Here is a 22,688-nt window from a genome sequence, read left to right on the forward strand (position 1 = left end):
CATTATACGTGAATTTTCCCATAATCATGAAATATTGGATGTGGTATCTATGTGGTATTAGTTTTTTATTCCCGCTTTTGGATTGGTATTAATAGTGGTAAGAAGAAGAGCGGTTATAACACTTATCATAAGAACTCCTATAAAAACATTCCAGGAATAAGCATGAAGCAGGTAGCCGGTACCACTTCCCAGAATACTTGAACCAAAATAATAAAAAAGCCAGTAAATAGAAGTAGCAGAAGATTTTCCTCGTTTGGCATACAGTGCGGTCATCTGGCTGGCCATAGTATGAGCAGCGAAGAATGATAGGGTGAAAAGCCCGAGTCCGAAAATAAGGATATAAATGTTTTCAGACAGCAATAAAGCAGCTCCGATAATCATAGTCAGAATGGATGCTTTAAGGATATTATTCATGGGAAACCTCCTTGAAAGACGGCCTACGATCATCGTTCCAAAGACGCCAAAAATATACATCAGAAAGATAAAAGCAATGATAAAGTGGCTTAATGAAAATGGTTTAGCCTCTAGTCTGAATGTCAGGTAATTATAAACACTCACGAAAACACCCATTAATAATGCTGCAGTACAATATAAACGGAGCATGTAAGGATTCGTAAGGAAAAATTTCATCTGTTTTACCTTAAGATGATAATCTGTTTTCTGAGAATTGAAAAATTTTGATTCCGGAAACAGTTTCCAGAATACGGCACCAAGAATAAAACTTTCTATACCGATCAGAAGAACGGCATTACGCCATCCGAATTCCCCTGCAAAAAGAGTCGCCATTATCCTTCCGCTCATTCCACCTATTGTATTTCCGCTAAGATACATACTGATGGCTGCAGGTACTGCCAGAGCATCCACTTCTTCTGTAAGGTAGGCAAGGGCAACTGCTGAGACGCCTGAAACAACAAATCCTTTCAATATTCCGATAGCAATGAGCAGACTTAAACTTGGAATCCAGGTAGAAATAATAGTCAGAATGGCAGATGAAATCAGCGAAAAAACCATAAGACTTTTTCTGGAATAGCTGTCTGCTTTAAAAGCAAAAAACAGTAATCCCAATGCCATACCTATTGTGGATGATGAAACCAGCAGGGAAGTATCACCTACAGACACTCCGAACTGCTCTGCAACCATAGGCAGCATCGGCTGGAAAAGATAAAGCTGTGCAAAAACCGAAAGTCCTGAAAAGAAAATACAAAGTTTTATATATCGGAAACGTGAGCTTCCCTGAAGTGCTTTTTCAGATGAATTCATGATTTTTTTGCATTAAAATGCAGTGGTTTGATGGAAAAATTAAGTGATGTAAATTTCCTGATTATTTTCCGAATTTAAAAATCATTATCTCAATGATATTGATTGGCGAAACAAATCAATGAAGCTGCAGACTGTTGATGTACTCTGAAGGAGTAATATTTTCCATCTGTTTGAAAACTCTGTTGAAGGTAGACTGATTAGAAAATCCTGCTTCTGTGTAAATATACATAAGGGTTACTTTTTCAATGTCATTTTCATGAAGTAATCTTTTTACACACTCAATTCTGTGCATATTCAGGTAATTATTGAAGTTGGGATATCCTTTTGTACGAATTGATTTTGAGATATAACTGCTGTTAATATCCATTTCTGTAGAAAGCTTTGAAATATTAAAATTAACATCTTTATACAGCTGTTTCTCTCTCATCACTGATTCAATTTTTTCAAACAGTTCATCCGCAAAAGGAGCTTTGTCTGCTGTAGGAACCGGCTGTATTGCTGTACTCTGGGCTTTCTCCTCAATTTCATGGTAAATTTCAACCCGTTTTATTTTATCCTTAAAATAGAGCAGGAGTGCAATGACTGCTACATTGGAAATCATAAGGATGGTATCGGTAATTCTTACATCTTCTGGTTGGTGTATCGGGAATTTAAAGCTGAAAGATTTAGAAATAAGGTATCCCGCTATAATATTCAGCAAAACATACATGCTGTAAATAAAAACATACTTTCTTTGAAAGAAAACATAGGCTGCCAGCGGAATCGGAATAAGCCAGACAAAACTCGCTATAGAATTGTTCCAGAAAGCCAGCATAATGTAAAAATTATAAAGTGTCGCAATAATAATGTAGGAATGCACCATGACATTCACCGAGTAGGATTTGCGTACAATCAGATATGTATAGACCATTAAAAAAAGTCCTCCGAAAAGATACCAGGCCATTATTTTATCGGGAATAATAAAAGTAAATATTAAACCAAATAGAGCAAGAATAACAGACATCAGAATATTATAATAATACACCAGCTGTCTTTTGTACTGTTCAATTTTTATGTCTTTTTCGGTGGTCATTTGTGGCAGAAGGTAATTTTAAATCATTCCAATATTTTCTCTTAACAGTCAGATTTCAGAAAATGACTGGTTTAACTTTCTGGTTATTAGAAATTTGTGTTTTATGAGCTGTTTCCTGTTTTTCATTGATTATTCATGGATTTGATTTGTCAGTCCGGATAACTTTGCACCAGCTAGCTCAACAAAGGCTGATTGATGATCTTTCAATTAACCCTAAACGATTTATTCAATTTTTAAATAAATCAAATAATTTTTAAACAAATATACTAAAATGAAAAAAATAAAATTACCTCTTGCCAGCATTATGATGTGTTTTTCAATAGCGGCATTTTCCCAGGTTGGGATCAATACAGATTCCCCTAAAGTAACTTTGCATGTAGAAGGAAAGCCCGATGTGGCTACTGCTGCTGACGGAGTGATGGCTCCCCGAATGACAGGAGATCAGTTAAGAGCTAAAGATAATGTTTATCTGGCAGCTCAGACTGGAGCTTTGGTGTATGTAACACAGGCTGTAACTGTTCCTTCTGTAAAAACAGCAAAAGTAGATAAAGCCGGCTATTATATGTTCAACGGAACTACCTGGAAATTTGCTTTTGGGGGACAAGATAATGATATTCCCATTGGAGATTTAATCTATTATCACGGAAGCATTCCTGCAGGTACTTCGGGAGCCAATACATTGGCCAGTACCTATCTTACTGATCTTCCGGTTTTGGGAGGTTTTCTAAGACTTGATGCCCAGTTTAACAGCAGTTCAGCAGGTACGGGAGCGGCTACCACTTTTAATCCGAGACTTTACAATGTAGGAACTTCAGATGTGAAAATCTGGGTTTCGGAAATGTCTACCCATACCGGTGATTCTGATAATGGAAATATTAAATTATCACCGGGAGCTTACAGACAATTTGATGATGGTGTTTATCTTACCCAGACCCATAATGAGACGGTAACATTTGATATTACAGTACAGGAACCGGAGCCAAGATGGTACAGAGTGTATTATGCATTCCGTGTAGATAATAAATCTACAACAGGAAGCAGCGATGCTACAACCACAGATTCCAATACTTCTGATAATACAAGGGAGTTATTTCTCTCTGTACAGAGACTGTACTAGTACACCGACAGATGATTCTAAAAATACAATGATAAAAAATAACGCATAAAAAATCAATGGGTTAGCTGTTAAAATCTCATGAGATTTGTGTTTTTTCTGGGGTTGGAATACTATGGATTTCCGGCCCCGTTTTAATGCATCATTTCATAGACTTTGATCAGTTCAGCAATATTTCCAACATTAAGCTTTTGAAAAATTCTTTTTTTATAAGTGCTTACTGTAGACATTTGAATATTGAGCCTGTTGGCGATTTCCAGATTGCCATTACCGTCCGCCAGAAGTTTGAAGATTTCGTATTCCCTGGATGATAACTTCTCTACGGGATTATTTCTTTTGTTTTGAATAATAAGACCAATCAGCTCTGCAGGGTAGAAATATCCCTTTTCAATGACCGTTTTCACCGCATTTTTAATTTCCTCTTCACTGCTTTGTTTATTCAGATAGCCTTCAGCTCCTTCCCTGATATATTGGATGGCTACATCTTTATCATATCCTGAGAATATGAGAATTTTAAGGTCATTCTGTATATCTTTAAGCTCCGGAACCATTTTTTTATATTGGGTTCCTGGCATATCAATGTCTAAAATAATTAGGTCATACCGCTGATCTTCAAGTTTCTTTTTCACCTGGTCATAATTTTCAGCAAAATCTATATTCAGACCCGGATAAGCAGTTTCAAGAACCAGACAGGTTCCTGCTCTTACTACATAATGATCATCAGCAATTAAAATTTTTTCATTCATAAAGATTAGTTTTTTTTGAGCGTTACTTCCACAACAGTTCCCTTAGGATGGTTTTGCCTGAAATTCATTTCAGCATTGATCTTTTTTACCAGATGGATAACCATATGCAGACCCAATCCTTTTCCTTTAAAACTGGGGGTTTCCAGTTTTGGATTTCTGAACAGATTCATATAGATAGCAATCTGTTCCTCAGACATTCCTGTTCCTGTGTCACTAATTATTATTGTGGATTTTTGTAGATTTTCGGTAATCCTAAGGGTAATGTTTCCCTGAGAGGTATTCTTAACAGCATTATCAAGGAGGTTATGAATAATGGCTGTTAAAATACTTTCATTTACCCTGGAATAGATGACGCCCTCAGTAAGATTGGTGATCGTAGTTCCTTTTTCTTTGGCAATTTCACAGAACAGTTTATTCTTGGTCTCCAGGATTCTGTTGATGGGATATTCCTTTTCTTCGAAAATATTTTCAGCCTTATAGAGCTCAGTGTATTCTTTCAAATTCAGGGTAAACTGATACAGCTGTTCGGAAGATTTATAAATACTGTCAAAGTATTTTTTCTGAAGTTCTACATCATCAGATTCATGTAATTTCTGAGAAAGCATAGCAATAAATCTGATGGGAGTGGTAATGTCATGACTGATAGTTTCCACCAGTTTCTTCTGATATTCTGTTTCTTTCTGCAGGTTGTTTTTTACGAGCTCCAGGTGAAGAGAGGTTTCCTTCAGTTCAGAGTTTTTATTATGAACAATCTGTTTTAAAGCTTTATTTTTTATCCTGAGAAAATTCGTGGTTAACTGAACGATAATGATGATGATAATAAGGATAATAATGGACGCAGACACTCTGAAAAGCAAGGTCTGATAAAAAAGAGGCTGAATTTTAAAATGTATTACCTTTTCTTCATATTTCCCGTCAGCAGAAATCAATACTCTTACCCTCAGGGTGTAATCTCCGGGAGAAAGGTTGCTGATGGTGTATTTTAATTCTTTTCCTGTGGCAATCTTTTCCCATTCGGTATTTTCTTTTCCTGATATTTTTGCTTCAATGTAAAGGTTTTCAGGATTGGAAAAATAAGGAATATCAATAAAGACATCCGCTGTTTTGTAATCATTTTTCAAATCAAGGATCTGATGAAAATACTGAGGCTCAGAATTTCCGATTTTTACCCGTTCAATATAAATGTTATTTCTTCCCGGATAATAAGTCTGAATACTTTCCGGATTGAAAAATACAAAGCCGTCCATTGAAGGAAATACAAAATCTCCGTTCGGAAGAGCGTAGGCGTTAGGCTCCGAGCTTCCATTAAATTCATTGGTCAGGAAACCGTCTTTTTTGGTGAAACGATAATAAAAAACAGAAGTTTTTTTGCCTTCCGCATACTGCAGTAATTGTTTTTTAGCGACCTTAAACATCCCGTTATTCGACGAAATCCAATAATATCCCTTCTGGTCTTCAAGAATATAATGAGCCGACTGGAGATAATTGTTCATATCGTTTGGCATCTTGATCAGCTTATGATTTCTGAATAAATAGAAGCCGTTTTTCTCTGTTGTAATCCATATCAGATTATCTTTTGTCCTGATAATACTTTTGACATGAATATTTTTGATCAAAGGAGTTATGGCATTGCTTCGTAGTGCTATGGAATAAAGGCCGTCGCTGTTTCCGGTCAGAATTTCATTCTCATTATATTGATGAAAAATATTGACAAAACTTTTAAAAGTATAGGTGTAATCCGGCTGGCTGAATATATCCTTTTTGTACAGATGGAGTTGAGTGCCTGAAAGATCTGTGAAGGTAGTGCCGTAAAGGCTTCCGTTTTTCATAAATGTTTCAAGTCCTTTTTTAACAAAAGTGGAATCCTTTTTTTTATATCCCGAATTTTTATAAAACCTGACGATATGGTTTCTCTTTTTGATCAGAATATTTCCGGAATCGTCATACATCATCAGATAATTGTCATTGTTTCCGAAAAGATGGCTGTTTACAATTCCGTTTCTTCCGAATTCTGTTCCGTCCTCAGCAATAATTGTACTTTGGCTGAAAGGAAGAGATGCGAAATATACATTGCTGGAAAAATCAGCTTCTTTTCTCGATACATAGAAATTGGAAAGCTGAAGAACATTCAGACCATTATTCAGCGTTCCCAGGTACAATTTGTTGAACGCTTTATCATAGAACATCGAGCAGTAGGAATGATTTCCGATTTCTTCAAAATTGACAAGAAATTTCAAACGGAGATCCTTTTCGTTACCTTCTAAAAGATAAATATTGTCGTGGTTGATAATAAAAGTCTGATTGGTAATCTGCTGCCAGTATATTTTCGTATCAGGGTGGTTAAAAAGTGTAGGTTGATCAGAAACAGAAAGCTGCCCCTTGTAGATGGAGTAGGTCTTTCTTTTTTTCAGATCATTGACGAAAAGGTGATTATTCAGTACAAAGATGTAATTCAGGTCTTTATTGGTAAAAGGGAAAGCAATTTTTATTTCCTTTTTTCCTTCCTTATAGATGATGGCATTCTTTTCTGTAAAATGATAAACAGAATTTCTAAGCTGAATAAAATACTGGACGTCATTATAGAAATCCGATGTAATGATATTATTGGCAATACGGTGCAGGATATCGGTACCATTGCAATAGGTCATTTTATCACCCTTAGTAAGGCTTGCCAGTTTAGGAAACCTGTTTCTGATAATAATTTTATTTTCCTGGAAATTATTAAGAACGGTGATGCTGTCAAGGCACGGATCTCCTATAAATTCGCCAAAATGAAGATTATTTACCCTGAAATTATTAAAGGTAATAAAAGAAGTCCCGTCATACCTTACCAGTCCGTTTTCAGTAGAAATCCAGATGAAGCCATATTTGTCTTTGACAATGGCCTTTGCACTGCTTTGGGGAAGCCCGTTATCTATGTTATACCACGTAGATGTATAGTGCTGCCCGAAAATGTTTAGATAGATACAAGCAAAAATTAATGCCCAAACTCTCATATATGTGCAAAACTGATCTATATCTGCTGCTAATGCAATAGACGGTTAATAATAGTATTTGTACAAGTCAAAGTTTTTTTAAAAGGCAGGAACGATTGAGAATAAATTTTTATCATTGAAGTTTTCTGGTCTTTTGTGTTTTATATTTTTTGATCGTGTAAAAATAGTGAAATTATGGCGATAAATTAGTATTGCATATTTTGTTTTCTATAAGTTTTATCATGTATTGCAGACAATAAGCCATTCAATTTTTTTTGACACATTGTTGTATTTCAATAATAAGTGATAAATTTATATCACATTCATTTTAAATTATCTTTTATAGACCTCTGTATTGTGCTGGATTTCTGAATTGTTTTAGAATTTTATAAATGAGAAATATTATCATGTCTGAATAATTTTATTAATTTTTATATGAATGGTTAAAGTTTAATTTAATTTGTTTTGTAGTAAAACTTCGACAAAAAAAAGATGGTTTATTCTACATGATAACTTTGTCAGGGCTTATGGATATTCATATTTTTGCAAAAATATTCTCACAACAATTAAGAAGCTTTATTGTCTAAATAATGATTCTAAGAACACAAACGGTTTTTATCTCAACAACAAAAGAGACTGTTTACTTTTAGTACGGTCTCTTTTTTTATTTTTATTAAATATTCAGAATCCCTTTTTAAATCAAAAAACCTCCCGGAAATGTTGGGAGGTGAATAAAATTGACTGTATATTGAAGTGTAATTCAATCGTTATTGATGGGTTTCAAGCCAATTGAGTCTGCGCTGATCCGGCAGGTGTTTTACTCTGAAGTTTTCAAAAACAGCATTGAATCCTTCTCCGTCCGGACAGGCTGCCATTAATCCAACCATTACAGGAATGTTATCCTGAAAAGGTGCATTCCGCATCATGATATAATTTTTATCATCAAAAGAATAAAATATTTCAACAGCATCCAGTCTTCTCACCGCTTTTATCCATATGGCAGGAGGTGCTTTTTCTAATGTAATGACACTCCAGTCACTTTTATTGTGGGTGACTACAGTGCTGAGATTGTACTTGCCATCTACAAATTCTACTCCGGCTTTGATATAATGTTCCTGATCTGTTCTCAGCATAAGACCCATCTGGTCAAATCTTGCTTTATAACTGCCGGTTATTTTTACTTTTGCCTCAAATTCGCCGCCATATGTGGTGTAGTAGAAAGGAGCGTCATCTACCGTGAATCCATAATGTGAAACCCTCCAGTAATCGCTCTGTGGTGTTACAAACATAGAAAGGCTGTTGTTTTTGATTTCCCATTTTTCAGGTTCATTAAACCAGGTCATTTTCTCAAGACTCTGGGCGGACAACTTTTGAATCAGGGATAAGGCGCAAAAGCAGAAAATCAGTTTCTTCATTCTCTTTGGGATAAGTTCTAAGGGTAAATTATTATTTTAGCAAAAGTATTATTAAACTTCATTTGCGTCAATACTGATAAATAACCATTATGGAAATCCGTGAACAGCTTAGTGATCAATTACTGGATAGCGCCTTGAAAAAATGCCAACTTGATCTAGAGATCTATAAACAGAGAGCGTTAGCATACTCTCAGATGGAAGGTGCAATATGTGTACTGAGCGATATGCAGGAGAATAAAAGCTTTATTTATAAATCTGCGGCAGCAGATGAACTTGGGCTAAAGATGGAGGAAAACCCTGCGGAAATAGACTCCATCTGGGAAGAAGATATGCTGAAAAAGATACACCCTGATGACCGCCTGAAAAAATACATCCATGAACTCCGTTTTTTCAAATTGCTGGAGACCATGGAAATAGAAGAACGTACGGCATATAGTGTGGTTTCAAAAATAAGGATGAAGGATAAAAATGAAGACTACAGATGGGTGAAACACCGTATGTTTTATATTTATTCGCCCGATAACGGCAGACTTAGGCTTGCTCTTTGTCTTTATAATATTGCATTGACTTCATCCGGTGCTCCTGATTTTATGATTGTCAATGTAATCAAAGGGGAAGTGGTTGTAAAAGATAAGCTCGATTATAAAAATATTTTAAGCCCCAGAGAATTAGAAGTTTTAAAATGTGTAGGAGAGGGATATGCAAGCAAAGAAATTGCAGGCCTGCTTTCTATAAGCGTCAATACGGTAAACAGACACCGTCAGAATATCCTGGAAAAGCTGAAAGTAAAAAATTCTATACAAGCTTTTAAAGACAGTTTTTCTTAAATATCCAGCTTGAAATATCCGAAAAGCTTACCTTTTTACTTTGTATCTTAATGATTAAATTTATATCTTGAATACACATTAGCAAGAAACATATACGATGAAAAGAAGCGAAGAAATTACCAGGCAGTATTTTACTTTTTTAGACAAGCATATTCAGGACGTTATTTCCGGTGCTGCTTCTGAATTTATGGAGCTGAATGAGATCGCCAGAGAGCTTGCGGTTTCCCATAAGCATCTTACCGATACCGTTAAAAAAGAAACCGGACAGCACCCTTGTTTCTTTTATGATGAAAAAATTATTCTTCAGATCAAGCAAATGCTCGTGGGATCCGATCGATCTGTGGCAGAAATTGCCCGTATCTTTACTTATGATCCTTCCAATTTTTCAAAATTTTTCAAAAAAATGACCGGCTTTACTCCCGGAAATTTCAGAAATTCCCAAAAAGTTTAAATTGACTACTTTTTTTGTTTAATATTGCTATTGCAAGAGATTTGCGCTGTTTTTTATCTCAGGATAGGGATTTGAACGCTCGAATTGTTGTATTTTTAATGCTGTTTAGTGAATTAAAATGTTAAAATAATAGAAAAATAATCTTTTATAAATGAGCTGTTTGTAAAAAATAATTGCATTTTTTTATTATTTATATATTAATATTTCTTTATTGTTTGATTTTTTTATTAAATTTAGGTAAGAAAAAACTAATTAATTCAAAAGCGAAAAACGTTAAAAAAGATAGATGTCTATTTAAATACTTTGGTTTCCAGATAATAAGATAAAAATATTGTGTCTTTAATAATATTTAATCTTAACAGAGGCGCTTAAGCCTTTTAAATAGTTATATATTTGTTTCTTTTAAACCACAACAAACAAGATTAAGGATGAGCATCAATTTCACAACAGCAACTATTAAAGACTTTGAGAATATACCAGATAATGATATGGCTCAAAGGGCTGAGATTTTTTATGAATATTTAGACTTTGTAAAGTCTAACGGACACATGAACTACAGACTGAAGAACACTTCAGGAACCAATGCAATACTAAATGTAAATATTGCAGACCAAAACAGAGAATTTGTTAGTTTTGTATCAAGTGATTATTTAGGATTTACACAACACCCGAAAGTAAAGCAGGCCGCTATCGAAGGAATAGAGAAATATGGAACGGGAACAGGAGCTACACCTCTTATCGGTGGCTACTTTGATTATCACAATGCTTTAGAAAAAAGAATTTCAAGTTTTTTTAAAAGAACAGAAGATGAAGCCGTAGTGTTTACTACCGGATATACTGCTAACAGCGCTAGTTTACAGTGCTTAATGCAGAAAGAAGATCTTGCTATTTTAGACATGGCAGTGCATGCCAGTGTACATGAAGGATGTGCTTTTACCAATAAAAAAACATTTCCGCACAATAATTTGGAATCTTTGGAACACATTTTGAAGGTATCTGAAAATCTGTACCGTACGAAACTCGTTATTGTGGACGGAGTATATTCCCAAGATGGTGATACCTCCCGAATTAATGAGATCTATGACCTTGTGAAAAAGTACAATGCCTTTCTAATGGTGGACGACGTGCATGGTGTCGGCATCCTTGGGGAAACCGGAAGAGGTACTTTGGAACAGGCTGGGTTATTGGATAAAGTAGACATCATTACAGGTACATTCAGCAAAACATTTGGAAATCTGGGAGGTTATGTCATTGCAGATAAAAAAATAGCTGCATTCATCAGATTCCATTCACGCCAGCAGATCTTCTCAGCTACAGCTCCACCATCATCCGCAGGAATTGTTAAAGCCATTGATTTAATTGACGAAGAACCTATCTGGAGAGAAAAACTCTGGGATAACATCAATTATTTCAAAAAAGGACTTGACGATTTAGGATTAGATACAGGAGTAACCTGCTCTGCGATCGTTCCCGTAAAAATTGGAGATCCTTATGTAACAGGAGATGTTGGAAAACTACTAATAGAAATGGGAATCTATACCAACCCGATTCTTTATCCGGCTGTACCAAGAAAGGACGCACGTATAAGGATGAGTGTTACGGCAAGACACGAAAAAGAACATCTCGACAAAACGCTTAATGCGTTTGATGATATTAATAAAAAATTGCATATTGCGAAAAAATAATAATTATGCCTAGAAAAGTAGTGCAGGGCCCCATTAGGGACAAAGAAAAAACAAAGCAGAAACTGCTTGCTGCAGTTGGTAAAATTTTAAGAGTAAAAGGATATTCCGGATTAAAAGTAAGCAAGATAGCTGCTGTTGCCGGATTTGATAAAAAATTGATCTATGAGTATTTTGGAAGTACTGATAAGCTGATCGATGAATATATCAAATCTCAGGATTACTGGAGCCAGGTCAACCAGGATGTTGATATGGATTTCTCAGACGGTGGTCACGAACTTACTAAAATGGTTGTATTGAACCAGTTCGAAAACCTGAAGAAAAATAAAGAACTTCAGAAGATCATCCTTTGGGAACTTTCAGAAAGTAAACCTATCCTTAAGAAATTGGTTGAACAACGTGAAGAAGTTGGAGAAGTTTTATTTGGAAACATCTCAGATCCTTACTTTGGTGAAGGAGTAGCAACAAGACACAGAGCAATTATGGCTTTGATTGTTTCCGGAGCTTACTATCTCAACCTCTATACAGGGTACAACGCCAATAAGTTTTGTGGTATCGATCTGAAAACTGAAGAAGGAAGAAAAGAGGTTGAAGCCGCTATTGTTGAGTTGATCGACTTTGCATACAGCAAAAAGAAGTAGAAATTGAAAGTTTTCCGATTTGAGCAGAAATACGTTTTTGTTAATAATTTGAAAACTTTTAATTTTCAAATTAAAACTATATTTCTTACTTTTGGCCAATGGAAAATTTTATAGTATCTGCAAGAAAATATCGTCCTCAGGAGTTTGATACGGTTGTAGGGCAATCCCATATTACGGATACTTTAGAACATGCAATTGAAGAAAGTCAATTAGCTCAGGCATTACTTTTTTGCGGTCCTCGTGGTGTGGGTAAAACTACCTGTGCCAGAATTCTTGCAAGAAAAATCAATGAGAAAGATGGCTCGGTTTCAGAAGATGGCTTTGCTTACAATATCTATGAATTGGATGCTGCATCCAATAACTCTGTAGATGATATCAGAGAACTTATAGATCAGGTACGTTTTGCACCTCAGGTTGGTAAATACAAAGTATATATCATTGATGAGGTTCATATGCTGTCTTCTGCCGCTTTCAATGCTTTCCTTAAAACGCTGGAAGAGCCGCCTGCTCATGCTATTTTTATTTTGGCTACAACGGAGAAACATAAAATTATTCCAACAATTTTATCCCGTTGTCAGATTTATGACTTCAAGAGAATTACCATTGAAGACATTCAGAGTCATCTGAAAAATATTGCCCAAAAAGAAAATATCCAGTATGAAGATGACGCTCTGTACCTGATTGCTCAGAAAGCGGATGGTGCATTAAGAGATGCACTTTCTATCTTCGACAGACTTTCTACCTTCTCCCAGAAAAATATTACCCTGGCAAAAGCCGCCGAAGTACTCAACATTCTGGACTATGATCAATATCTGAATATTGTGGATCTCGCCAAGGAAAACAAAATTCCTGAAGTGCTTTTTGCATTCAATGAGATTGTAAAGAAAGGTTTTGATCCCCATATTTTCATTGCCGGATTAGGAAATCATTTCAGAGATCTGATGATGGCACAGAATGCTTCCACCATGGAACTCATTGAAGTAGGAGAGAAAACCAAGGCTAAATTTGTAGAACAAGGACAGAAATGGGCCGCCCAGCAGCTTATTGATGGTATTGAGATCTGTAACCATGCAGATATTAATTATAAGAATTCCAAAAACCCAAGACTTACGGTTGAAATTGCTTTAATGCAGCTGGCTTCACTGACAGCTAATTTGGGTGATACTAAAAAAAAAAGTTCCTGATACTGGCTCCGTTTCTCAGTGAGAAGCAGGAAGTGAAGATGCCGGAAAATGCCCAGGAGAAAAAAGAAGTTAAAGCAGAACAGCTACCTGCAGCTTCTCAGGCAGTTCAGGAAGTTTCGGTAACAAAAACCACCAGACCATTATCAAGACCTGGAATCTCTTCCGGTTTCAGCATCAATTCCTTTTTGAATAAAGAAGATAAAGTCGAAACAACAGAAGATGTTGTGATAAAATCGGATAATCTTCCTCAGAACCATTTTACAGATACAGATCTGCAGATGGAATGGAAAATTATGCTTAAACAGCTTCAGGTAAAAAATAATTTTGTATTTAATGCTGTCAAGACCTTCAAACTGGTAAAAGCAGATGAGCATAAAATCAAAGTTTTGTTCCCTTCAGATTCTGCAAAAGTAGAATTTGATAAAATAAGTGGAGAATTTTTTAACCATTTTAAAAGAAAAATTCAGAATCATATTATTGAGGTAGAATACGTCAGAGACGTTGAAAATCTGAAGATTGAAGTGGTGACGAAAAGAAAAATGTTTGAAAAATTTATAGAAAAAAATCCACTTTTGAAAGATCTTGATGATTTAATGAAGTTTGATTTGACATAATTTTTATATATTTGTCAAATATTTCTGTCGAAAATAATTTTTTGACAAAAACAAATTACAACCAGAAACGCTAAATAAAGACATTTCCAGAATAAAATGGAAAATTTGACTAACACATATCAGTCTTTTTTTGCACCCGCTAATTACTTTTTTAGCGGTTATTTTAGTTTTTCTGCTTCTTATTATAGAAATTTCAGAACGTATTACCGATTTTATTGGTACTGTTAACTGAATTTCTTTCCAAAAAATACAGGAGAAGTAGAGCCCTATTATTTTCCTGATTCCTTTAAACAATTTTGAACGGCATTTTTTGAAAAGAATTATAAATTAAATTTTATAATCCAAAGGGCTATTGCTGTTAACGAAAAAATTATATAAAAAAACAATAAAATTTAGAAGAATGAATTTAAATGATTTAAAAAATGAATGGATCGATGGGCTTACACAGCCTCTAATGATTGCAGGACCATGTAGCGCAGAAAGTGAAGCTCAAATGCTTGAAACGGCAAGGAGAATTAAAGAATCTAATGCCAATGTGTCAGTTTTCCGTGCAGGAATCTGGAAACCCCGTACCAAACCAAACGGTTTTGAAGGAGTAGGAGTGATCGGTTTGAACTGGCTGAAAAAAGTAAAAGAAGAGTACGGTTTTAAAACAGCGACTGAAGTAGCCAACGCACACCACGTTTTCGCAGCCCTTGAAGCAGATGTAGATGTTCTTTGGATTGGAGCACGTTCTACAGTGAACCCGTTTACGGTACAGGAAATTGCAATGGCATTAAGAGGAACTGATAAGCCGGTATTTGTGAAAAACCCTGTAAATCCGGATCTTGCATTATGGATCGGAGCTTTGGAAAGACTTTTAGGACAGGACATTAAAAACCTTGGAGTTATTCACAGAGGATTTTCAACATACCAGAAAACTAAATACAGAAACAACCCGAACTGGCAGATTGCCCTTGATTTCAAGAGCCAGTTTCCAAATATTCCAATGTTAATTGACCCTTCTCACATCTGCGGAAACAGAACTGGTCTTGCTGATATTACTCAGGAAGCACTTAACGTAGGATACCAGGGAGCGATCATTGAATCACACTGCAATCCTGATGAGGCGTGGAGTGATGCTTCTCAGCAGATTACTCCGGAAGTTCTTGCAGACCTTATCGGAAATCTGAAAGTGAGAAGTTCTAATCTTGCTGGTTTTGAAGGAGAGATGGGAAGACACAGAACTTTGATCTCTGATCTTGACTTCCAGTTAATTGAACTTCTTTCTCAAAGAATGAAAATTTCTGAAAAGATCGGTAAACTTAAAAAGGAAAATGACATTGCAATCTTCCAGCCTGAACGTTGGAAAGTCATTACAGAATACGCTACTCAAAAAGCAAAAGAAACTGGAATGTCTCAGGAGTTTATTGAAAAAGTATTCAAAGCGATTCACGAAGAGTCTATTGAAGTTCAGAATAATATTATGATTGAAAGATAAATTAAGGATAATAGGAAGAGAAGTATAATTTTTACTATATATTCAGAAAAAAAATAAATCAGGGCTTAGTCATCAGTATTTAGGGCAATTGAAACATGTGTTTTTAAACCTATTTCCTGAATACTAAGCCCTAATTGCGTATATTTGTACCAGTATTATCTATGAAAGGAAAAATCATTAAATCTACAGGCAGTTGGTACCAGGTTTTGGAATTGGAAACAAATAAAATTTTCGAGGCCCGAATCCGGGGGAAATTCAAATTAATAAAAACCAGACTTACTAATCCACTTGCTGTAGGAGATTTTGTTGAGTTCCAGCTGGAACAGGATGATATAGCCTGGATCACGAAAATTGAACCTCGCTCCAATTATCTGATCAGAAAATCGGTAAATCTTTCAAAAGAAGCCCATATTATAGCTTCCAATATTGATTTGGCATGCTTTATCTTTACGCTGAAACATCCTGAAACGTCATTAGGATTTCTGGACAGGTTCCTGGCATGCTGTGAAGCTTATAATATTACACCACTGATTCTTTTTAATAAGATTGATGTATTGCACGAAGAAGAAATTGAAATTGTAAAAGATATTGAATTCCTATATCAGGAGATAGGATATGATGCCCTGGAAATTTCTTCCTATTCTAAATTGAATCTGGATCAGCTTCAGGAGATTCTTAAAGATAAAACATCTGTATTCTTTGGCCACTCAGGCTGTGGAAAATCTACCTTAGTGAATGCTTTGCAGCCGGGATTGAATTTAAAAACTTCTGAAATTTCAGATACCCACCTGAAAGGTAAGCACACCACAACTTTCGCCCAGATGCATTTCTGGGATTTTGGAGGAAACGTTATCGATACTCCCGGAGTTCGTGAATTTGCAATGATTGATATTGAAAAAGAAGAAGTACAGCATTACTTTCCTGAAATTTTCAAAAAGAGAGAAGAATGTAAATTTCACAACTGCCTTCACATCAATGAACCTAAATGTGCTGTTATCGATGCTCTTGAAACAGGAGAAATTCAGCATTCGCGCTATGCTACTTACATTAAATTGATGGACGAGGCAGAAGAAGCTTCTCAGAAATAATCAATAAAATTTATTTAACAGAACAAATTTTGTTAGAAATAATATAGAGACTATCATTGGATGGTCTCTTTTTCTGTTTAAAACTATTTTACCGAAATGACACCGTTGTCAAGGGTAGTACTTTCTTTTGTTAAAGAATAATATTTACCGCTATTATTTTTTTAAGATTAGTTTAATGTATTTGATGGATTTTATTTTTTGTAATTTATTTTTTGATTTTTAAATGAAAAAAATATTCGTTTTTAAATAACTCTACTTTTCAATTTTACAATTTTGGCAGATAACTCCACTTTTGTCATATTTCTGACCACCATGAGATTGGATTTTCAAAAAATAAAATTATTTCACCAATTGCACTTAAAAGAAGAAAATCGTTAAATATGATTAAATATTAATTAAAAAATTACATAATTAATAAAAAATACCTTCATTTTTTGCAAATAAAAAACCCAGCCGAAGCTGGGTAAAAACTAATAACCATGAAAACTCAAATTAAACATGAGAATCGCAATAGAATAAACAATTACTGTGCCAAAGTTTGTGTTACGATTTCTTAATAAAAGTTATTTTTATGTTAAAAAAAATTAAAATAAAAATCAAAGATATTTTTTGTAATTTTGCGCCATTAAAAAAATATACATTTATGTCTAACATTACATTCACTATGATTAAGCCTGATGCAGTTGCTGACGGACATATCGGTGCTATATTGGGTAAGATTGCTGAAGGAGGTTTTAAGATCAAAGCTTTAAAATTAACTCAGCTTACAGTTGCTGATGCAAAAAAATTCTATGAAGTACATGCTGAGAGACCATTTTATGGAGAATTAGTAGAATTCATGAGCTCTGGTCCTATCGTTGCAGCAGTTTTAGAAAAAGACAATGCAGTTGAAGACTTCAGAACATTAATCGGTGCTACTAACCCTGCAGAAGCTGCAGAAGGTACAATCAGAAAAATGTTTGCAAGAAGCATCGGAGAAAATGCTGTTCACGGTTCAGATTCTGACGAGAATGCATTAATCGAAGCTCAGTTCCATTTTTCAGGAAGAGAGATTTTCTAAGAAAATCATCTTACAAAATAAAAAATCCGGAGAATTTCTCCGGATTTTGTTTTTATATAAATCGATCTTTCAGGTACTAAAGATTGTTTTCAATTGCTCCCACATTTTCTCTATAGAGTTCCAGAGGTTTATTCAGTAAAACAGCAATGACGGTCATTTGCTTGTCAAGTTTTTCCTTTGGAACGTCAATATAAATAATTCCCGGTCTGTCACTCCAGTACAGTTTATTATAGATCGTATGAGGAAGAATAGTGCCTTCACCCACAACTCTTATTCTGGCAATCTCGTTTTTTATCCCTTTCAGAGCAATAGATCCCGTAGGAACTCCTTCCACAAAAAGATATAGTGTCTGCTTGTCTTTTGATAAAGCGCTCATTCCTGGGTAGTGACCAGTAGGAAGGCCTTTTCCTGTTTCAAACAAAGCTTCAGCATGCTTGCTTATCCATTCTATGGTTTCCGGATTTGTTTTAGACGTTTTTTTTATTTTCATGTCAAGACCATCATTGGTAATACCCTCATGTGTCAGTATATTCTGATCATCGTTCAGAGCATTGGCGATATCATAAACAGCTTCCTGAGTATTTTTGTTTTCCAGAATTTCGGGAAGAGGATGCTTTTCCTTTTTAAAATCTTTCAGAAATACAGGAGGAGCGTCAAAAGTAAGTTCTGCCACAGTGACATCCTTGTCAAATTTTACTTTGGAGAAATTCAGTGTCAGTGTTTTTTCAGCGTTATAGTCCATTGTAACAACAGCGGATGGATCTCCGATAATCTTTACTGAAAGAGGTTTTGTTGGCACTCCATAAATTTTTGTCAGGTTTTTGGCCTCTTCAAGATAGAGGAATAAAGACTTCTTTGATGTAGACAGTGAAGATTTTCCTTTATAGTTTTCAAACGGAATTCCGCGGGTTGTTTCATAAATGGCATGTTGATTTTTGGAAGTCCATCGACCAAGATTTTTAAGAATCTCAATTTGTTCCTCAGGAATTGTACCATCTGATCTCGGACCAATGTCAAGCAGAAGATTTCCGCCCATGCTGATCACATCTGCCAGGGTTCTGACAATCATATTGGAGGTTTTATAATTTTTATCAAAAGGCTGATATCCCCATGAATCATTCATGGTGTAGCAAAGCTCCCAGTATGGATTTTGGGGTGGCATAACAGGAATGCCTTGCTCAGGAGTATCATAGTCTCCGTGATGATTAAGCCTTGAATTAATGATAATATTAGAATTGTATTTTTTAAGTAAATCCAGGGTCTGAGCGGCTTCCCATTCTTCGGAAGTATGTTCCCAGTCTCCATCGAACCAAAGAAGATCCGGTGAATATAGGGTAGAAAGCTCATTGAGCTGACCTTGGTAATAGCTGATAAAACTCTGCCAGCGCTTTAGATCATTTTTGAGTTCGTAGCGTTTTTTTGTCCGGGTATTGATATCATAATACGGATGGCTCCAATCCGGTAACGAAAAATAAAGTCCTGTTTTTAATCCTGATTTTTTCAGAGCAGAAACAAAAGGACTTAGAACATCTTTTTTAGCCAAAGAATTTTGAGGGATAGTTGTTGCTCTTTCCGCTCCTGAATTCCATAGTGAAACTCCGTCATGATGTTTTGTGGTAATGATCGCATATTTTGCCCCGGATTCCTTAATGAGGTTTACCCATTGCTCGGGCTGGTATTTTGAAGCTGAAAAACCATTCAGCTGTTTCATATAATTTTCATGGTTAATATAATTATTGAAGAATGACCAGGACTCTGAGATTCCGTTGACAGAATAAATTCCCCAATGAATAAAAATACCCAGTTTTGCATTGCTGAACCATTCCATTTTTTTGCTGTTATCAACTGTCTGAACCTGTGCATCGATACTATGTGCAGATAGTATCAATCCAAGGAAAACAGCTTTAATCAGACTGCTTTTCATATATAGATTTATTTTAACATTAAATATAGATAAAGAAAACATTATAGTATAGCATAGTTTCTGATAATTGTTGTCAAAACGTTTCTTATTATTGTATTTTTATAAATGGAACGTTTATTGTAAAATTTATCTGAAAAAAGAAATTATGAAAATTCCAGCATTATTGATGGCGAGTTTATTAGCGGTAGGAGTATCTGCACAGACGACTAAACCTGAAGCTAAAACAAAAAAGCCTGTTAAAAAAGTAAAGAAAGCGACTTCTACGGATACGGTTGAAAAGAAAAAACCGGGAACACCCAAACCGGTTGTTAAAAAAGATACACTTGTACTTCGTGGACATGGCTGTCCGGCTTGTGGAATGGGATAGAAAATGAGAAAGCCAATATTAGGAGTATCCATGATGGCGGAACCGGATTTTGTTTCTGCTATTTTGCCATTGTTGCACAACAATTCCATTGAAGTGATGGAATGGTCTTTTGATACTCTTTATCATACCAATGAGCCGGACTGGCTTCGGGATCTGTTGAATTTTTACGCGGAAAATAACCGTTTAATAGGGCATGGAGTATATTATTCTTTATTTGATGCGAGATGGACGGCAAGGCAGGAAGAATGGCTGAAGAAATTAAAAGAAGAAGTCAGCCTGCGGAAATACAATCATATCACGGAACATTTTGGTTTCATGAATACTGAGAATTTTCATCAGGGAGTACCATTACCTGTATCTCTACATTCCAAAATTTTACAAATAGGAAAAGACAGATTATACAGACTTCAGGATGCTGTAAATATTCCTGTAGGGATAGAAAATCTGGCATTTTCATTTTCTATTGAAGATGTTAAAGAACAAGGCATTTTTCTTGACAAACTCACGGAAGATACCAATGGTTTTCTGATTCTTGATCTTCATAATATTTACTGCCAATCCTGTAATTTCGAATTAGAGATGCAGCAGATCATTGATTTGTATCCTCTGGATAAGGTAAAAGAAATTCATCTTTCCGGAGGAAGCTGGCAGGATAGTGTTTATAGAAAAAAGCAGGTGAGAAGGGATACCCATGATGATGTTATTCCTAAAGATATCCTTTCTGTGTTGCCCTCTGTGATGAAAAAATGTCCAAATCTTGAATATATTGTCATTGAAAGACTTGGGCACACTTTAAAAACGGAAGAGAAAAGGAATAGTTTTATGGAAGATTTTACTAAAGTCAGAACAATCATTGAAACTTCAGACCTGAAATTAAAGCAACAAAACGGTTGGTGTAAAGAAGAAATTAAACTTCCCGCTAAACCTCTGGAAGATTTGCTTTTATATGAAGAGCAATCAAGGCTTACCCGACTTCTTTATGAGAATGCAAATGTTGAAAACATTAAAGATCTGGATTTTCACTATTTTAAAACTGAAAACTGGGACGCTGAAATGATCCTTACCGCTCAGAATATCATTAAAAAATGGAATCCTTACTAATTCTATTCTCTGATAACCAAAATCAAAATATATGAAAATGACAACATTAGTATTGATCATTACCGCTGTCCTCACTGCTCTGATAGGAGGACTTTTCTATGCTTATTCGTGCTCAGTTGTGCTTGGATTAGGAAAGCTTTCCGACACCGAATACCTAAAGGCGATGCAGAGCATTAACCGCGAAATTCTTAACCCTGTATTCTTTATGAGTTTTATGGGAACGGTGGTTCTTCTTCCCTTATCTACATTTTTGCTCCGCGGACAGCAGCCTGTTTTTATTTTTCTTCTTCTTGCTACACTTGCCTATCTGATTGGCGTTTTCGGAGTCACTGTTGCCGGAAATGTTCCTATGAATGATGCCTTAGATAAGTTTGATATCTCTAATTCTACAGCAGAGACGATCAGGCAGATGCGGGAAAATTTTGAAAACAGATGGAATTTTCTGAATAATATCAGAACGGTCTTTTCAGTTATTTCGATCATTTTTGTGGTCTGTGCCTGTGTCTGGAATAAAGAATTATAATGGATTAAGTGAAAATACCTACTATTAAATTACGTATTTCTACCGATGTGTACGTCTGGTTTTATTCAGATCTTTGTGTTGTTAGCAAGATAGTTTTAAACATTTTCAAATAAGTTGAAAAAAAGATTATAACCAAGACGACTTAAATTTCCAAACAAGAGAAAAGGCAGCCAATGGCTGCCTTTTGTTTATTATTTTGATTCTTTTATATCTTTAAAAGTTCAATGGTTTTTTCCGGACTTTCCGCTGAGAAAACAGCATTTCCTGCCACAAGAACATCAGCTCCGGCTTCAAATAATTTAGAAGCGTTGTCAAGATTTACTCCTCCGTCTACCTCGATAAGTGCTGTAGAGTTGTTACTTAAGATCAGATCCTTGGTTTCTGCAATCTTTTTGTAAGTATTTTCGATGAACTTCTGCCCTCCAAAGCCTGGATTTACACTCATCAGCAATACAAGATCTACATCTGCAATAATATCTTCAAGCATTAATACCGGAGTAGAAGGATTTAAAACAACACCTGCTTTTGCTCCTTTGCTTTGAATATGGTGAATGGTTCTGTGAAGGTGGGTACATGCTTCATAATGAACAGAAACAAGATCAGCACCATGATTGATGAATTCATCAACATATTTTTCAGGTTCCACGATCATCAGGTGAACATCCACAAATTTTTTAGCATGCTGCTGAACGGTTTTCATTACCGGGAAACCAAAAGAAATGTTAGGAACAAATCTTCCGTCCATGACATCAATGTGGAACCAGTCGGCCTGAGAATTATTCAGCATTTCAATGTCTCTTTGCAGATTCCCAAAGTCTGCCGATAATAGGGATGGAGCAATAAGCTTCGTTTTCATTTTTACTTTTTATACTTTTACTTAGATTTCTTTCTTTAAAATGGATTAACAACTAAAAAATAATACAGGGAAAAACACCCGAATATAATAGTTTCTATGATTGTTAATTTGATATGATTAATTTTAATAACCAATAACCTGTCAATTATAAATAATCCTAAAGGTACAACGCTCACAATTAACAACATCTCAAGAATCATATTGTATGCCGACCCTATTTTGGGAGGATCAAATATTTTATATACAGTTAAAAAGATGATGTAACTAAAAAAGACAGCTGTTAAAACCGATATAAAAGTTGGTTTCCG

At 35.3% G+C, this 22,688-nt stretch carries 20 protein-coding genes; 13 read left to right on the forward strand and 7 right to left on the reverse strand.

Features of this window, described 5'->3' with window-relative positions:
- Positions 1-57: 57 nt before the first annotated feature.
- Both DEU39_RS02480 and DEU39_RS02485 read right to left on the reverse strand, forming a co-directional pair.
- The gene (locus DEU39_RS02480) at positions 58-1,260 is read right to left on the reverse strand and encodes an MFS transporter (RefSeq protein WP_120230823.1); all 1,203 of its coding nucleotides are present in this window, start codon (positions 1,258-1,260) and stop codon (positions 58-60) included.
- A gap of 115 nt (positions 1,261-1,375) precedes the next feature.
- Positions 1,376-2,332 carry a helix-turn-helix domain-containing protein gene (locus DEU39_RS02485; protein WP_120230824.1) on the reverse strand — a complete coding sequence of 319 codons (957 nt, stop codon included), beginning with the start codon at positions 2,330-2,332 and terminating at the stop codon, positions 1,376-1,378.
- Positions 2,333-2,603: 271 nt separating this feature from the next.
- Between DEU39_RS02485 and DEU39_RS02490 the strand changes: the two genes are divergently transcribed.
- Positions 2,604-3,449 carry a hypothetical protein gene (locus DEU39_RS02490; protein ID WP_062670381.1) on the forward strand — a complete coding sequence of 282 codons (846 nt, stop codon included), beginning with the start codon at positions 2,604-2,606 and terminating at the stop codon, positions 3,447-3,449.
- 131 nt (positions 3,450-3,580) lie between these two features.
- Here the strand turns inward: DEU39_RS02490 and DEU39_RS02495 are convergent, their stop codons facing one another.
- The 3 genes from DEU39_RS02495 to DEU39_RS02505 all read right to left on the reverse strand — a co-directional run bounded on the left by DEU39_RS02495 (position 3,581) and on the right by DEU39_RS02505 (position 8,582).
- Positions 3,581-4,192, reverse strand: a complete 612-nt coding sequence (locus DEU39_RS02495) for a response regulator (protein WP_062670379.1) — start codon at positions 4,190-4,192, stop codon at positions 3,581-3,583.
- A 5-nt stretch (positions 4,193-4,197) separates the two neighbouring features.
- Positions 4,198-7,188 carry an ATP-binding protein gene (locus DEU39_RS02500; protein WP_120230825.1) on the reverse strand — a complete coding sequence of 997 codons (2,991 nt, stop codon included), beginning with the start codon at positions 7,186-7,188 and terminating at the stop codon, positions 4,198-4,200.
- Positions 7,189-7,934: 746 nt separating this feature from the next.
- Positions 7,935-8,582: a DUF1349 domain-containing protein gene (locus DEU39_RS02505; RefSeq protein WP_120230826.1), complete on the reverse strand. Its 648-nt coding sequence runs from the start codon at positions 8,580-8,582 to the stop codon at positions 7,935-7,937.
- An 89-nt stretch (positions 8,583-8,671) separates the two neighbouring features.
- Here DEU39_RS02505 and DEU39_RS02510 point away from each other — a divergent pair, with 89 nt between their 5' ends.
- From DEU39_RS02510 to DEU39_RS02550, 9 genes are all read left to right on the forward strand, one after another.
- The gene (locus DEU39_RS02510; protein WP_120230827.1) at positions 8,672-9,409 is read left to right on the forward strand and encodes a LuxR C-terminal-related transcriptional regulator; all 738 of its coding nucleotides are present in this window, start codon (positions 8,672-8,674) and stop codon (positions 9,407-9,409) included.
- Positions 9,410-9,506: 97 nt separating this feature from the next.
- Entirely contained in the window at positions 9,507-9,860 is a 354-nt protein-coding gene (locus DEU39_RS02515) for a helix-turn-helix domain-containing protein (RefSeq protein ID WP_062670370.1), read from the forward strand.
- 428 nt (positions 9,861-10,288) lie between these two features.
- Positions 10,289-11,545: an aminotransferase class I/II-fold pyridoxal phosphate-dependent enzyme gene (locus DEU39_RS02520; RefSeq protein WP_062670368.1), complete on the forward strand. Its 1,257-nt coding sequence runs from the start codon at positions 10,289-10,291 to the stop codon at positions 11,543-11,545.
- A 5-nt stretch (positions 11,546-11,550) separates the two neighbouring features.
- Positions 11,551-12,183 carry a TetR/AcrR family transcriptional regulator gene (locus tag DEU39_RS02525; RefSeq protein WP_034698548.1) on the forward strand — a complete coding sequence of 211 codons (633 nt, stop codon included), beginning with the start codon at positions 11,551-11,553 and terminating at the stop codon, positions 12,181-12,183.
- A gap of 98 nt (positions 12,184-12,281) precedes the next feature.
- The gene (gene dnaX / locus DEU39_RS02530; RefSeq protein WP_120230828.1) at positions 12,282-13,367 is read left to right on the forward strand and encodes a DNA polymerase III subunit gamma/tau; all 1,086 of its coding nucleotides are present in this window, start codon (positions 12,282-12,284) and stop codon (positions 13,365-13,367) included.
- Positions 13,368-13,405: 38 nt separating this feature from the next.
- Positions 13,406-13,981 carry a hypothetical protein gene (locus tag DEU39_RS24630; RefSeq protein WP_228432311.1) on the forward strand — a complete coding sequence of 192 codons (576 nt, stop codon included), beginning with the start codon at positions 13,406-13,408 and terminating at the stop codon, positions 13,979-13,981.
- A 400-nt stretch (positions 13,982-14,381) separates the two neighbouring features.
- Positions 14,382-15,461 (forward strand): chorismate mutase, encoded by a 1,080-nt coding sequence (locus DEU39_RS02540; RefSeq protein ID WP_047431451.1) that lies wholly within the window; start codon positions 14,382-14,384, stop codon positions 15,459-15,461.
- 161 nt (positions 15,462-15,622) lie between these two features.
- Entirely contained in the window at positions 15,623-16,549 is a 927-nt protein-coding gene (gene rsgA / locus DEU39_RS02545) for a ribosome small subunit-dependent GTPase A (RefSeq protein WP_120230829.1), read from the forward strand.
- A 643-nt stretch (positions 16,550-17,192) separates the two neighbouring features.
- Entirely contained in the window at positions 17,193-17,609 is a 417-nt protein-coding gene (locus tag DEU39_RS02550) for a nucleoside-diphosphate kinase (protein ID WP_034687444.1), read from the forward strand.
- A gap of 76 nt (positions 17,610-17,685) precedes the next feature.
- On the opposite strand, the gene DEU39_RS02555 is transcribed toward DEU39_RS02550, so the two are convergent.
- Positions 17,686-19,533, reverse strand: coding sequence for an alpha-L-fucosidase (locus DEU39_RS02555; protein WP_120230830.1), 1,848 nt, complete (start codon positions 19,531-19,533; stop codon positions 17,686-17,688).
- A 145-nt stretch (positions 19,534-19,678) separates the two neighbouring features.
- Here DEU39_RS02555 and DEU39_RS02560 point away from each other — a divergent pair, with 145 nt between their 5' ends.
- The 3 genes from DEU39_RS02560 to DEU39_RS02570 are packed head-to-tail and all read left to right on the forward strand — an operon-like array spanning position 19,679 to position 21,524.
- Positions 19,679-19,900, forward strand: a complete 222-nt coding sequence (locus DEU39_RS02560) for a hypothetical protein (RefSeq protein WP_062670362.1) — start codon at positions 19,679-19,681, stop codon at positions 19,898-19,900.
- A gap of 3 nt (positions 19,901-19,903) precedes the next feature.
- The gene (locus tag DEU39_RS02565) at positions 19,904-21,001 is read left to right on the forward strand and encodes a DUF692 family multinuclear iron-containing protein (protein WP_120230832.1); all 1,098 of its coding nucleotides are present in this window, start codon (positions 19,904-19,906) and stop codon (positions 20,999-21,001) included.
- Between the two features lie 37 nt (positions 21,002-21,038).
- A complete protein-coding gene (locus DEU39_RS02570; protein WP_228432309.1) occupies positions 21,039-21,524 on the forward strand; it encodes a DUF1772 domain-containing protein in 486 nt (161 codons plus the stop codon).
- 205 nt (positions 21,525-21,729) lie between these two features.
- On the opposite strand, the gene rpe is transcribed toward DEU39_RS02570, so the two are convergent.
- The gene (gene rpe / locus DEU39_RS02575) at positions 21,730-22,380 is read right to left on the reverse strand and encodes a ribulose-phosphate 3-epimerase (RefSeq protein WP_120230834.1); all 651 of its coding nucleotides are present in this window, start codon (positions 22,378-22,380) and stop codon (positions 21,730-21,732) included.
- Between the last annotated feature and the right edge of the window lie 308 nt (positions 22,381-22,688).

The organism is Chryseobacterium sp. AG363, from assembly GCF_003610675.1.
GTDB lineage: Bacteria > Bacteroidota > Bacteroidia > Flavobacteriales > Weeksellaceae > Chryseobacterium > Chryseobacterium cucumeris.

Excerpts from the sequence above, each read along its gene's own strand:
- DEU39_RS02540 (WP_047431451.1), top strand. The coding sequence starts at position 14,382 with ATGAATTTAAATGATTTAAAAAATGAATGGATCGATGGGCTTACACAG.
- DEU39_RS02500 (WP_120230825.1), bottom strand. The coding sequence starts at position 7,188 with ATGAGAGTTTGGGCATTAATTTTTGCTTGTATCTATCTAAACATTTTC.
- DEU39_RS02495 (WP_062670379.1), bottom strand. The coding sequence starts at position 4,192 with ATGAATGAAAAAATTTTAATTGCTGATGATCATTATGTAGTAAGAGCA.
- rsgA (WP_120230829.1), top strand. The coding sequence starts at position 15,623 with ATGAAAGGAAAAATCATTAAATCTACAGGCAGTTGGTACCAGGTTTTG.
- DEU39_RS02490 (WP_062670381.1), top strand. The coding sequence starts at position 2,604 with ATGAAAAAAATAAAATTACCTCTTGCCAGCATTATGATGTGTTTTTCA.
- rpe (WP_120230834.1), bottom strand. The coding sequence starts at position 22,380 with ATGAAAACGAAGCTTATTGCTCCATCCCTATTATCGGCAGACTTTGGG.
- DEU39_RS02555 (WP_120230830.1), bottom strand. The coding sequence starts at position 19,533 with ATGAAAAGCAGTCTGATTAAAGCTGTTTTCCTTGGATTGATACTATCT.
- DEU39_RS02480 (WP_120230823.1), bottom strand. The coding sequence starts at position 1,260 with ATGAATTCATCTGAAAAAGCACTTCAGGGAAGCTCACGTTTCCGATAT.
- DEU39_RS02565 (WP_120230832.1), top strand. The coding sequence starts at position 19,904 with ATGAGAAAGCCAATATTAGGAGTATCCATGATGGCGGAACCGGATTTT.
- DEU39_RS02550 (WP_034687444.1), top strand. The coding sequence starts at position 17,193 with ATGTCTAACATTACATTCACTATGATTAAGCCTGATGCAGTTGCTGAC.
- DEU39_RS02515 (WP_062670370.1), top strand. The coding sequence starts at position 9,507 with ATGAAAAGAAGCGAAGAAATTACCAGGCAGTATTTTACTTTTTTAGAC.
- DEU39_RS02525 (WP_034698548.1), top strand. The coding sequence starts at position 11,551 with ATGCCTAGAAAAGTAGTGCAGGGCCCCATTAGGGACAAAGAAAAAACA.
- DEU39_RS02560 (WP_062670362.1), top strand. The coding sequence starts at position 19,679 with ATGAAAATTCCAGCATTATTGATGGCGAGTTTATTAGCGGTAGGAGTA.
- DEU39_RS02510 (WP_120230827.1), top strand. The coding sequence starts at position 8,672 with ATGGAAATCCGTGAACAGCTTAGTGATCAATTACTGGATAGCGCCTTG.
- DEU39_RS02520 (WP_062670368.1), top strand. The coding sequence starts at position 10,289 with ATGAGCATCAATTTCACAACAGCAACTATTAAAGACTTTGAGAATATA.
- DEU39_RS24630 (WP_228432311.1), top strand. The coding sequence starts at position 13,406 with ATGCCGGAAAATGCCCAGGAGAAAAAAGAAGTTAAAGCAGAACAGCTA.
- dnaX (WP_120230828.1), top strand. The coding sequence starts at position 12,282 with ATGGAAAATTTTATAGTATCTGCAAGAAAATATCGTCCTCAGGAGTTT.
- DEU39_RS02505 (WP_120230826.1), bottom strand. The coding sequence starts at position 8,582 with ATGAAGAAACTGATTTTCTGCTTTTGCGCCTTATCCCTGATTCAAAAG.
- DEU39_RS02485 (WP_120230824.1), bottom strand. The coding sequence starts at position 2,332 with ATGACCACCGAAAAAGACATAAAAATTGAACAGTACAAAAGACAGCTG.
- DEU39_RS02570 (WP_228432309.1), top strand. The coding sequence starts at position 21,039 with ATGACAACATTAGTATTGATCATTACCGCTGTCCTCACTGCTCTGATA.